Source organism: Acetobacter sp. KSO5 (assembly GCF_044094635.1).
Lineage (GTDB): Bacteria > Pseudomonadota > Alphaproteobacteria > Acetobacterales > Acetobacteraceae > Acetobacter > Acetobacter cerevisiae.
Genome location: NZ_CP172014.1, coordinates 1,367,443 through 1,379,734 on the forward strand (window position 1 = coordinate 1,367,443; position 12,292 = coordinate 1,379,734).

Here is a 12,292-nt window from a genome sequence, read left to right on the forward strand (position 1 = left end):
CGAATGAGTGATACCAAACAGCGGCCCTATCATCATGGGGATCTGCATCGCGCTCTGATCGACACAGCTCTTGCCATGTTGGCTGCCGATCAGACCTGGGCTTTTACGCTGCGGGAAGTGGCACGGCGTACCGGCGTCAGTCACGCTGCGCCCTATAAGCACTTTCGGGATAAAGAGGCACTTTTGCGGGAGCTGGCTCGTATTGGCTTTGTCCGGCTTGGGCAGGCGATGGAGACAGCACTGTCTTCAGGTCTGCCTTCCTCTCGCGAGAAATTTGTCGCTGGTGCTCAGGCCTGTATTGCCTTTGCATGTCATAGCCCCGGCTTGTATCGGCTGATGTTTAGTGCTGATGCGGATAAGGCGGCGGACCCACGCTTACATGAGGCCGCTATGGCGACGTTCGGGGTTCTGTTGCGCCTTCTGCAAGAGGGGCAACAGGATGGCAGTTTCCGCGCTGTTCCCATCACGGCACAGGCGGCAGCCAGTTGGGCGCAGGTGCATGGTCTGGCTATGCTGGCGATGAACGGTCAGCTTCTTGAAGAAAAAGTCGGGCCAGATCCGGTCCGGGCCGCACTGGATGTGCTGCTGGATGGGCTGTCTCAGAGCCCCCGTAAGGAACACTGAAACCTTTATGCCCCCAATCTGGTGATCGGCTAGAGCCTGACATCCGACAGAAAAGCAGTTTAGGGCAGCGTTTGCCGGAATTGGGCAGGTGGTCGGGCAGATTTTGGGGCAGGTTTAAACGACCTCTGCACCTATCGCATAAAAAAGGCGCTCTGCATGAAAGCAAAGCGCCTTTTCTCGCCTTAAAGGACCGGTTGCTTTTACAGTCGGCTGATGGGCGGCCGAACGTCGCTCTGGCGCAGGGCCAGACCGAACTGGAGCCAGCCGATGCCGCTGGTAATCAGTTCAACCCCAACGAAAGTGCCAATCAGCCACAGGCCGGACCAGGGCAGGGTGAAATACAGGGACAGGCCGACCAAAAGGCTGATCAGCCCGCCAGCCAGCACAATGCCCCAGCCGGGCAGGCTGCGATACTGGATGGCCATAAGGCTGCGCATCACACCCACCACAATAAAGCAGGCGGCGGCAAACAGGGTGATCATCACGGAGCCGGTGGCGGGTTCTTCAATAATCATGCCGCCAGCCACGATATAAAGCAGGCCAAACAGCGCGGAGAACAGGACGCCGCCCCATTCCCGCACGGCAAAGGCATGGGCAACCTGAAAGGCGCCGGCAATAATCAGCAGAATGCCAATAAAAATTGTGCTGGCCAGCGTGACGGAAATCGCATCGACGCAGGCAATAAAGCCCAGCGCAATCAGCACCGCGCCCAGAGCGACAAACATCGCCCATTTTTTAGCGAACGGCATGGTGGTTTTTCCTTATTCTTTAGAGGTGTTTCTGAAAATCATGGAACAATCTAAGGCACGCACGGCGGAAATACTATCTGTAAAGGCACGCTTTCCCGGCTCTGAGCGGGGTTGCATGCTGTTATCTGGTATGAGCAGGCAGAAGGCGATGAGTTGACAGAAAGCCCCGCTTTCCGTAATGGCTGCTCCCATTGCCGGGAATGTGGACAGGACGGCCGATGCAGGTGGACAGATGCTCCCACCCGCCGGTGATACGGACTGCGCCCGCTCTGATCCACGGGGGACGGAGACTACCGGCACCATGATGAGACACAGATAACAGTGTGACTCACGCAGACAGAGAAGAGAAGAGCGCCCTATGAGCAAGCGCCTCGAGAGCAAATATAAGATTAACCGCCGTCTTGGCGTTAACCTGTGGGGCCGTGCGAAGTCCCCGGTTAACCGTCGTGAATACGGCCCGGGTCAGCATGGTCAGCGCCGTAAAGGCAAGCCGTCTGACTACTCTGTCCAGCTGATGGCAAAGCAGAAGCTGAAGGGTTACTACGGTAACATCAGCGAAAAGCAGTTCCGTCGCTACTATCAGGAAGCCGTGCGTCGTAAGGGCGATACGTCTGAAAACCTGATCAACCTGCTCGAGCGTCGTCTGGATGCGGTTATCTACCGCATGAAATTCGCCATCACGCCGTTCGCTGCGCGTCAGTTCATCAGCCATGGCCACATCACGGTCAACGGCCGCAAGGTGAACATCCCCTCCTATCTGGTGCGGGACGGGGACGTGATCGAAATCCGTGAAAAGTCCAAGCAGCTGGCTATCGTGCTGGATGCCACCCAGACGGGTGAACGCGACGTTCCGGAATACATGGACGTTGATCACCGTCAGATGAAGGGCACGTTCGTCCGTGGTCCGAAGTTCGCTGATGTGCCGTATCCGGTGCAGATGGAACCGAACCTGGTGGTCGAATACTACTCTCGTTAATCGGCGCTTCGGCCCGATTTGTGCTGCGCCGGGTGGAGGGTTTTTCTCTCCATCCGGCGTTTGCCGTTTTACCCCGTATCTTTTCCAGCCGGATTGTCTGTCATGTCTGAAACGCTTGCACCTGACCTCAGCACGGAAATTGCCCGCCGCCGTACGTTTGCGATCATCTCGCACCCGGATGCTGGTAAAACCACGCTGACGGAACGTATTCTGCGGGCAGGTGGCGCTATTCAGCTGGCTGGGAACGTGCGGGCCAAGGGTGAGCGGCGGCGCACCCGGTCTGACTGGATGTCCATTGAGCGTGACCGCGGGATTTCCGTCGTCAGCTCCGTGATGACCTTTGAATATGGCGGGTGCATTTTCAACCTGCTGGATACGCCGGGTCATGAAGACTTCTCGGAAGATACCTACCGTACGCTGACGGCGGTGGACTCTGCCGTGATGGTGATTGACGCCGCCAAAGGTATTGAGGACCGGACGCGCAAGCTGTTCGAAATCTGTCGCCTGCGTGATATTCCGATTGTCACCTTCATCAACAAGATGGACCGTGAAGCGCAGGACCCGTTTGCGCTGCTGGATGAAATTGCCTCCGCCCTTGCGCTGGATACGGCGCCTGCCACATGGCCGATTGGCCGCGCTGCCGGGTTTGTTGGGACTTATGACCTGCGCACTAAAGAAGTGCATACGCAGGAAACGCTGGCCCAGTCCGACCCGCGCATGATGCAGCTTTCAGAAGAGCTGGAGCTGGCGGAAGCAGCTCTGCCTGAGTTTGACCGCGAGTCCTTTGACGCCGGGCATCTGACGCCGGTTTTCTTCGGGAGCGCCATGAAGGAAATTGGCGTGACGGACCTTTTGAATGCGCTGGTCGCGTTTGGGCCGTCCCCGCGAGATCAGGTTGCGGAAAGCCGGACGGTCAAGGCCGATGAAGAAGGCATGACCGCGCTTGTCTTTAAAATTCAGGCCAATATGGACCCCAACCACCGGGACCGTATTGCCTTCGCCCGGATTTGTTCCGGCAAGCTGACGCGCGGCATGCGCCTGCGCCATAGCCGTACCGGCAAGAATTTTGCCGTGCATACCCCGCAGTTCTTTTTTGCGCGGGACCGGCAGCTGGCGGAAGAAGCCTTTGCGGGTGATGTGGTGGGGATTCCCAATCACGGCACGCTGCGCATTGGCGATACGCTGACGGAGAGTGAAGACCTGAAATTTACCGGTGTGCCGCACTTTGCCCCGGAAATTCTGCGTCGTGTCCGGCTGGATGACGCCATGAAGGCGAAGAAGCTGAAGCAGGCACTCACCCAGCTTGCGGAAGAAGGCGTGGTGCAGCTCTTCAAACCGCAGGATGGCGCACAGCCGATTGTGGGTGTGGTTGGCACACTTCAGCTCGACGTGCTTCAGGCGCGGTTGAGGGCGGAATATGGTGTGGCGATCGGGTTCGATAGCATCCCATTTTCTCTGGCCCGCTGGGTGACTGGCCCGCGCGAGAAAATTGAAGCCTTTGCCATGGCAAATCGGTCTTCCATGGCGGATGATCTGGATGATGATCCGGTGTTCCTGGCCACATCAGCCTTCATGATGCGTCGCACGCAGGAACAGAACCCGGATATCACCTTCCACGATATCAAGCAGATCGGGATTGAAATTAAATAATCCCGCCTAGCGCCGCTTTTCCGTCAGGCAGACGGCAAAAGCGAGCGCTGGCAAGGCGGCTCCCAGAGCAGAGGCCAGCGGCCAGCCGCCATAGGCGTACGCCCAGCTGCCGAGGGCTGAGCCAGCCGCACCGCCCATGAAGAAAATCGCCATATAAAGCCCGTTCAGGCGGGCGCGGTTTTCTGCGGGCAGCACAAACAAAGCGCGCTGCCCCAGCACCAGATTGGCGGTAACGCCGAAATCAATCACAATTCCCGCCAGTGCCAGCACACCGATAAAAATGGATTGCGGCATAACGGCACTTGTCAGAAAGGCGAGGGAAACCAGCGCCATGGCGGCAAGGGTTGCAGGCCATGTCCAGCCTCTGTCGGCAATGCGCCCGGCAATGGGCGCTGCAATTGCTCCGGCAACACCCACAAAAGCAAAAAGAGCAATCTGCCCCTGAGAAAACAGGAACGGGGGAGCGGCCAGAAGCAGGGGTGTTACCGTCCAGAACAGGCTAAATGCGCCAAACAGACAGGCGTGATAAAACGCCCGCCGTTGCAGAATTCTTGTGGTGAGCAGGAGGGTGCCCATAGAGCGGAGCAGGGCCCCATAAGGACTGCGGGTTGTGGGCCTGCGTTCCGGCAGAACGCGCTGGAGCAGGATGGACAGGGCCAGCATGATCCCGGCAGAGATCAGGAAAATGGTGTGCCAGGATGAAAATTCCGTCACAAAACTGGAGACGGGACGGGCCAGCATAATGCCCAGCATCAGGCCGCTCATGACATTGCCCACCACGCGCCCGCGTATGGCTTCCGGGGCCAGACTGGCGGCAAACGGCACCAGAATTTGCACCGCGACGGACAGAATGCCGACCAGCCCGATGGCTAGCAGGAAGGGCAGCGGGTGGTGTGAAAAGGGCAACGCTAACAGTGCGAGCATGACAAGCCGCGTCATCCACACAATCAGGCTGCGGTTTTCCAGCAAATCGGCCAGCGGGACAATCAGCAGCAGGCCGAGGCAGTAGCCAATCTGGGTGATAGTAACAATTAAGCCGGACTGGCTTTCCGGCATGGCAAGTGTTGCGCTGATAGGGCCGGCCAGAGGCTGCGCATAATAAAGGTTGGCGACAATCAGACCGCACGCAGCCGCAATGACTCGGATCAGGTTCGGGCTGGGGCCAGCCTGTTCTGTGCAGCCTTTGGGCGCAGGCAGAGGCTGAGTGGTCATGAACGGGCGGCTGCCAGTAGCGCGCGAGAGGTCGGGAGCAGGTCAGGGCGGCTTAGCCAGGTATCAATGTCCGCATGCGGGACAAGGGCGAGCTGGTCATATTCCTGATTGGCACCGTTTTTCCAGTGCGCCTCGACGGCGCTGAAAGACAACGGAGTGCGCATGGGAATGCCGATATCCAGAATGCGGGTGCCCGGATGGCGGGCGATAAGCTGGGGTGCGCCGATGGCCAGGTTTTCGGCTGTCAGCCCGAGCTCTTCCTCGGCTTCAGCCAGAAGCTGTTCATCCAGATGGACGGCTGTGCTGTTTCCGCGTCGTTCAATGCTGCCGGCTGGCGGACTTTGCCAGAAATTGCCCTGATATAATGAAGACGGATTGCGGCGACCCAGAACATAACCTTCCGGCGTTTCCAGCAGGCCGATGACGGCGAGCGGTTGCAGCCGCAGGTGCGTAAACAAAGCCGGGTTTTTCATTTGCGCGAGAACCGAACGATAGTCCGTCCAGTGGCCGGAAATTTCGGTGCGGGTCACGCGGTCTGCTGAGAAAACGCAGCCGTTAAAAAGAGCAGGAGTTTTGTGGCAGGCTTCTGCCCAGATGCGCGTAATTTCGGCCTCTGTTTCCGCCGTATGCCGGGGCACATGCGGGATGGCCGTAATGGTGCAGGAGGGGGAAAGCCGCAGGATGGGCCATTGACCGGGAAAGCTGGGTATCATGCGGGTGATGATACGCATGACAGAGAAACACGTGTCAAAAAACTGTCGTGAACACTTAAAAATGCTCAGAAAAAACAGGAGGCGGACAAAGCCGCACTCCCGTTTTTCAAGGTGATCAGACGAGCTGCTGTTTAAGAGCGGCTGTGAGATCTTTCGTCGTCGCGTTACCGCCCAGATCCTTCGTGCGGACGGGGCCTTCCGTAATGACCTTCTTGATCGCGTGGTCAATACGGTCTGCCAGATCCTGACGGCCCACATGCTGGAGCATCATGACGGCAGCCAGCAGCAGAGCCAGCGGGTTGGCAATGCCCTGTCCGGCAATGTCAGGCGCAGAGCCATGCACGGCTTCAAACACCGCAGCCTTTTCACCAATATTTGCGCCCGGAGCCATGCCCAGACCGCCAACAAGGCCCGCCGTCAGATCGGACAGGATGTCACCAAACAGGTTGGTGGTGACAATCACGTCGAACTGCCAGGGGTTGAGGACCAGCTGCATGGCGCAGGCATCCACAATCCGCTCGTTAAAGGCGATGCGGCCTTTATATTCCTCAGCAACCTTGCGGCCTTCTTCAAGGAACAGGCCGGTCAGCAGTTTGAGGATGTTGGCTTTGTGGACGAGGGTCACCGTCTTGCGGTTGTTTTTGAGCGCATACTCAAAAGCAAATTTCACAATGCGGCGGCACTCGACGCGGGAGTTGAAGCCGGTGCTCAGGGCAATGCCCTTCGGGTCGTCACCAACCGGAACGTAATGTTCCATGGCGGCGTAGTAGCCTTCAAGATTTTCACGGAACAGGACCAGATCAATCTTGTCGAACTTGCCACCGGGAACAATCGTCTTGGTCGGGCGCAGGTTGGCGAACAGCCCGAACTCCTGACGCAGTGTGACGTTGATGGATTTGAAGCCGCCCCCAACCGGCGTGGTCAGCGGGCCTTTCAGAGCAAGGCCGGTGCGGCGGATGCTCTCGATGGTCTGTTTGGGCAGCGGGTCATTGACCGCATCCACCCCGGCCATGCCGGCAAGCTGGCGGTCCCACACAAACGGGGCACCGACGGCGTCAAGAAGTTCGGTAACCGATTCAACAATCTCAGGGCCGATCCCATCACCGGCAATAAGAGTAGCGGGGATGGTTTTGCTGTCTGTCGTCATTCTGGAAGCTCCCTTCACTTCGCAGCTTTTCTGCTCTTCTTCGGTCCGGCAGGCGATTCCCAATTGCGTGACCAGTTGCGAAAAGCCCGTTCTCTCACGCCCTCTTGAGGGGGGCGCAAGCCGTTTTCAGCCAGTTTTTGGCCTCATCTGGCAGGTGAGGGCCAATCTGGGTCATGATTTGCGCATGGTAGGCATCCAGAATCTGGCAGTCTTCTTCCCCTAAAAGCGCTGTGTCGATCAGGCGGCGGTCAAACGGCGCGAGGGTCAGCGTCTCAAACGCGTAGCCGGGGCGGTTCTCCCCGGCTTTCTCACGCACCAGCACCAGTGTTTCCAGTCGGATGCCGTAGGCGCCCGGCTCGTAATAACCGGGTTCGTTGGAGAGAATCATGCCCTCCTGCAGCGCGATGGGGGAGGGATTTTTGGAAATCCGCGCCGGGCCTTCATGCACGGAGAGGAAGCTGCCCACGCCGTGGCCTGTGCCGTGGTCATAATCCAGACCGGCCTGCCACAGGTCATACCGCGCCAGTGCATCCAGCGCGTGGCCGGTGGTGCCTGCGGGGAAGCGGGCGCGGCCAAGGCGCAGATTGCCCCGCAGCACACGGGTAAAGGTTTCCATCAGGCGGGCAGGCGGGGCGTCCGGGCCGGTCCAGACTGTGCGGGTGACGTCCGTCGTGCCTTCCGGATACTGGCCGCCGCTATCAATCAGATAGACTTCATTCGCGTTCAGGGCGCGGTCACTCTCGGGCGTCACACGGTAATGGATGACGGCCCCGTTCGGCCCTGCGCCGGAAATGGCGGGAAAGGATTCGCCCCGGTAATCCGCGCTTTCTGCCCGGAAGGCATCCAGCTTGTTAGCGGCCTGAAGTTCCGTAGTGCCGCGGGCCTCTTCCGTATCCAGCCAGTGCAGGAAGCGGCACAGAGCGACGCCGTCTTTCAGATGCGCCTTGCGGGTACCTGCCTGTTCCGTCGCATTTTTTCGGGCTTTGGGCAGCACGCACGGGTCCGGGCTTTCCTGCACGGTAGCTCCGTGGCGCGTCAGTGTTTCTGCAAACCAGACGGCATTGCTGGCGGGGTCAACGCCCACGGTCTGGCCGCTGAGGGTGGCCAGAACGCTTTCCAGAGCCTCAGGCTCATGCACGCGCACATCTGCGCCCAGCCACTCCCGCACGTTTGCCGGGAGCTTGCTGGCCTGTAGGAACAGATCCACCGAGGCATCGGCGTGCAGCACCGCGAAGGCCAGAACAACCGGGGTGCAGGGGATGTCCGTGCCGCGGATATTCAGCAGCCATGCGATAGATGCCGAATCGCTCAGCACGGCAGCGGCCTGTCCGGCGTCTGCCAGAGCCTTGCCAAGACGGGTACGTTTGTCGTGAGAGGACTCGCCTGCATAAACCAGTGGATGGATGGTGGCGGGGGCTGCCGGGAAGGCCGGGCGATCCGTCCACAGCACATCTGTCAGATTGCCGTTGGTGGAAACCAGTGTGATGCCGGAAAGTGTTGTGAAGGGCCGCAGTTCCGCGCTGCTCATAATGCGGGCGTCATACCCGATGCGGGCATTTTTTGGGGCTTTTTGCGCCAGCCATGCGGGGGGTGGGGTCTGGTAGATATGCTGGCGTTCCCAGCAGGAGCCATCCACCTGCTGGTCCATCTGGGTGATGTAGCGGCCATCCGAGAACACGGCGGCGGAGTCTGCCAGCACCAGCGCCATGCCAGCGCTGCCGCTAAAGCCTGTCAGCCATTCCAGACGTTCCGCGCAGGCGGGCGTGTATTCCCCGAGAAATTCGTCGCTGTGAGGGATAATCAGCCCATCAAGCTCATTCTGTTTCAGGAGGGTGCGCAGAGCGGCGAGGCGGGAGGCGGAAGCGGACGGCATGACAGACCTCAAAATGATGTCTCAAAAGAATGGACGAAATAAAAAAGCCTGCATGGGAGGGCCATGCAGGCGCGTTTTTCAGGCCTTGGGACCGTAAGGGCGACGCAGGACCAGCGTGGCCCAGTCACCCTCTGTAAAGGTGTGTTCCAGCACCAGCCCGAGCCTGCGATGCGCAGCCAGCACCATGCGGATCTGGGTGCGGAGCAGGCCTGCCAGAATGACCGTGCCGCCGGGGGCCAGATTATGGGCCAGATCCTTGGCCATCAGGCACAGCGGGCGGGCGAGAATATTGGCAAACACCAGATCATACGGGGCGTTATGGCGGATTTCCGGGGTTTTCCAGCCATTGCCCAGACGGCAGGTGAGCGCGCGGCCCAGCCCGTTGCGTTCCGCATTCTGTGCCGCGACACGGACGGACCAGGGCTCGATATCAACGGCCAGAACCTTTTTGTGCAGCAGGGCCGCCGCTGCCATGGCCAGAATGCCGGAGCCGCAGCCGAGATCCAGAATTTTGCGGGGCTTGCGGTAGGCAATGCGCTCCAGTGCCCGCAGGCAGCCACGGGTGGAACCATGCTCGCCAGAGCCAAAGGCCACACCGGCATCCAGCGTCAGGGCAATACGCGTCGGGTGCTTTACGTCTGGCAGATGGGTGCCACGGATGACAAAACGCTGCCCGACATCCTGCTCAGGGAAGGATTCATAGGTGCGGGCCAGCCAGCCTTCGGCCTCTGTGGCGTCGCGTTCCAGCGGGGCGTCCACACCACTGGTCAGTTGGGCCAGCATGAGGGCGACTGTCAGTTCATCTTCCCGATGTCCGGCGTCTTTCACGCCTTCCACGCGCCAGAGCGTGCCTTCCGGGTTGGCTTCAAAAATACCAACCGTGGTGCAGACACTGCCGATGGCGTTTTCATATGCTTCGACAGCAGGTTCCGGAACGGTGACCGCAACCGTTTCCAGAGCGGTGGCGTGACGACGGGGAGCAACGGCCATTAAAGTTTCTCTAAAAAGGAGGAGAGGAGATGTTTGATGCCGACGCCTTCAAACGCGACATCAACATGGTGGTGATCGGCTGAGACAATAATGCCTTCCCCAAAGCGCGGGTGGCGAACATGCTCGCCCAGCTGGAAGGTGGGCGTATTCCCCGCCAGCGGGTCGCGCCGTCTGCGGGCGATGAGCGGTGCGCCACCTGCAAAAACGGAGTCTGTGGCGCGCAGGCCGCGAAGGTTGGCGTCACGTTCACCATGCCGGATAACATGCTCATCCGGCAGTTCATCCAGAAAGCGGCTGGGCATGGAATCCTGCCAGTTGGCGTAAATCCGCCGCCGGGCTGCGTGGAAGATCATGGCGTGCTTACGGGCGCGGGTAATGCCCACATAGGCAAGGCGGCGTTCTTCCTCCAGCCCGGAATTCCCGCCTTCATCCAGCGTGCGCTGAGAGGGGAAGACGCCTTCTTCCCAGCCCGGCAGGAAGACGACATCAAACTCCAGCCCTTTGGCCCCGTGCAGGGTCATGAGGGAGATGCGGGCTTCTCCGGCATTTTCGTCATGCTCCATGACGAGTGCCACATGTTCCAGAAACTCGCCGAGCGTGCCGAAGTCAGCCAGGGCGCGGACCAGTTCCTTCAGGTTTTCCAGCCGCCCGGGGGCTTCGGGCGAGTTATCGGCCTGCCACATGGCCAGATAGCCGCTTTCTTCCAGCAGATGCTCCACGGCAACCACATGGCCTTCACGCGCCAGAATGTCGCGCGTGGTGTCCAGTGCAGTCATCAGGGCACGGACCTGATCGCCCACTTTCCCTTTCAGAATTTTTTCGGCCAGCAGGATCTGGGTGGCGGCGGTCAGCGGGACCTGATGGCTGCGGGCTGCGGCGTGCAGCTTTTGCACCCCGGCAGGCCCCATGCCGCGTTTGGGGGTGTTGAGAATGCGCTCAAACGCCAGATCATCCGAGGGCTGGTTGAGCACGCGCATATAGGCCAGCGCATCGCGGATTTCGGCACGTTCATAGAACCGCACGCCGCCGACAATCCGGTAGGGCACGCCGCTTTGCACCAGCTTTTCTTCAAACGCGCGGGTCTGGAACCCGGCGCGGACGAGTATGGCCATTTCTCCCAGAGAATGCCCCTCACTCTGCATTTTCTCGACCATGCCGCAGACATCACGGGCTTCATGGTCGGAATCGCCAACGCCGACCACCAGCACTTTCTCGCCGTCAGAATCTTCGCGGCCAGAGCGCAGGGTTTTGCCCAGTCGTTCGTCATTGTGGGCAATCAGACCGGCAGCAGCCCCCAGAATATGGCGGGTGGAGCGGTAGTTGCGTTCCAGCCGGACAATCTGTGCGCCGGGGAAATCCTTTTCAAACCGCAGAATGTTGCCCACCTGCGCGCCGCGCCAGGAATAGATCGACTGATCATCATCCCCCACGCAGCAGATATTGGACGGTTCACCGGGACGAAGCGCCAGCAGACGCAGCCAGAGATACTGGACTGTATTGGTGTCCTGATACTCATCCACCAGAATGTAGCGGAACAGGCGGTGATACTGCGCCAGCACATCCGGCCGGGTGCGCAGGATTTCCGTGACATGGAGCATCAGGTCTCCAAAATCACAGGCGTTCAGCTGGATCAGCCGTTCCTGATAGGCTTTGTAGATGGCGCGGCAATGGCCGTCCGCAAAGTCATTATCTTCCGAATCTGTCACGCGTTCCGGCGTCAGCCCACGATCTTTCCAGCGCTGGATAACGCCCAGAATGCCGGGGGCGGGCCAGCGTTTGGTATCAATCTGCCAGGGCACAATAATTTGCTTGAGCAGGCGCAGCTGGTCGTCCGTATCCAGAATGGTGAAGCTGCTGGTCAGCCCCACATAGTCGGCATGGCGACGCAGCATGCGGGCACACAGGGCATGAAAGGTGCCCAGCCATAACCCTTCCGCCGGGCTGCCAAGCAGGAGAGAGACGCGCTCCCGCATCTCCTTGGCGGCCTTGTTGGTGAAGGTGACAGCCAGAATCTGCCAGGGCTTGGCACGGTCTGTCAGCAGAATATGGGCAAAGCGGGTGGTCAGCACCCGTGTTTTGCCAGTGCCGGCTCCTGCCAGAACCAGCAGAGGGCCGTCCGTGGTTTCAATCGCGGCGCGTTGTTCGGGGTTCAGACGCGCGAGATAGGACTCGCCTTGGTCCGAGGATGATGAAAAAAGCGCGGAGGAAGGGTTTTCGGACATATTCACTTTACCCTTATATCGTCTTGAAAGCCTGAGGCCAATCGGAGCAGTGGCATGGTGTCCTCCGAAAATGGAGAAAAACAGAGCAGTTTTGGACGAAGGGAGGGGAGTGCCCCTTTTTCTTCCACAGGCCCGG

General features: G+C 59.6%; 10 protein-coding genes. 3 read left to right on the forward strand and 7 right to left on the reverse strand.

Annotation, left to right across the window (positions count from 1 at the left end):
• Window positions 1–3: 3 nt before the first annotated feature.
• Complete coding sequence (locus tag ACHQGU_RS06185) at window positions 4–624, forward strand: TetR/AcrR family transcriptional regulator (RefSeq protein WP_395496190.1); 621 nt, start codon at window positions 4–6, stop codon at window positions 622–624.
• 200 nt (window positions 625–824) lie between these two features.
• On the opposite strand, the gene ACHQGU_RS06190 is transcribed toward ACHQGU_RS06185, so the two are convergent.
• Window positions 825–1,373 carry an HdeD family acid-resistance protein gene (locus tag ACHQGU_RS06190; RefSeq protein WP_062251033.1) on the reverse strand — a complete coding sequence of 183 codons (549 nt, stop codon included), beginning with the start codon at window positions 1,371–1,373 and terminating at the stop codon, window positions 825–827.
• Between the two features lie 358 nt (window positions 1,374–1,731).
• On the opposite strand from ACHQGU_RS06190, the gene rpsD reads away from it, so the two are divergent.
• Complete coding sequence (gene rpsD, locus ACHQGU_RS06195; RefSeq protein ID WP_043552390.1) at window positions 1,732–2,349, forward strand: 30S ribosomal protein S4; 618 nt, start codon at window positions 1,732–1,734, stop codon at window positions 2,347–2,349.
• A gap of 102 nt (window positions 2,350–2,451) precedes the next feature.
• Window positions 2,452–3,999 (forward strand): peptide chain release factor 3, encoded by a 1,548-nt coding sequence (locus ACHQGU_RS06200; RefSeq protein ID WP_062272655.1) that lies wholly within the window; start codon window positions 2,452–2,454, stop codon window positions 3,997–3,999.
• Between the two features lie 6 nt (window positions 4,000–4,005).
• Here the strand turns inward: ACHQGU_RS06200 and ACHQGU_RS06205 are convergent, their stop codons facing one another.
• The 6 genes from ACHQGU_RS06205 to ACHQGU_RS06230 all read right to left on the reverse strand — a co-directional run bounded on the left by ACHQGU_RS06205 (window position 4,006) and on the right by ACHQGU_RS06230 (window position 12,156).
• The gene (locus ACHQGU_RS06205; protein ID WP_395496191.1) at window positions 4,006–5,211 is read right to left on the reverse strand and encodes an MFS transporter; all 1,206 of its coding nucleotides are present in this window, start codon (window positions 5,209–5,211) and stop codon (window positions 4,006–4,008) included.
• On the reverse strand, window positions 5,208–5,924 hold the full coding sequence (locus tag ACHQGU_RS06210) for an NUDIX hydrolase (RefSeq protein ID WP_395496192.1): 717 nt from the start codon (window positions 5,922–5,924) through the stop codon (window positions 5,208–5,210). The genes ACHQGU_RS06205 and ACHQGU_RS06210 overlap by 4 nt, the downstream gene beginning before the upstream one ends.
• 115 nt (window positions 5,925–6,039) lie before the next feature.
• Entirely contained in the window at window positions 6,040–7,071 is a 1,032-nt protein-coding gene (locus ACHQGU_RS06215; RefSeq protein WP_061507048.1) for an isocitrate/isopropylmalate dehydrogenase family protein, read from the reverse strand.
• Between the two features lie 94 nt (window positions 7,072–7,165).
• Window positions 7,166–8,944 (reverse strand): aminopeptidase P family protein, encoded by a 1,779-nt coding sequence (locus tag ACHQGU_RS06220; protein ID WP_395496193.1) that lies wholly within the window; start codon window positions 8,942–8,944, stop codon window positions 7,166–7,168.
• A gap of 78 nt (window positions 8,945–9,022) precedes the next feature.
• On the reverse strand, window positions 9,023–9,934 hold the full coding sequence (locus ACHQGU_RS06225) for a 50S ribosomal protein L11 methyltransferase (protein WP_062140003.1): 912 nt from the start codon (window positions 9,932–9,934) through the stop codon (window positions 9,023–9,025).
• Complete coding sequence (locus ACHQGU_RS06230) at window positions 9,934–12,156, reverse strand: ATP-dependent helicase (RefSeq protein WP_395496196.1); 2,223 nt, start codon at window positions 12,154–12,156, stop codon at window positions 9,934–9,936. Before ACHQGU_RS06230 ends, ACHQGU_RS06225 begins: the two co-directional genes overlap by 1 nt.
• Window positions 12,157–12,292: the final 136 nt, after the last annotated feature.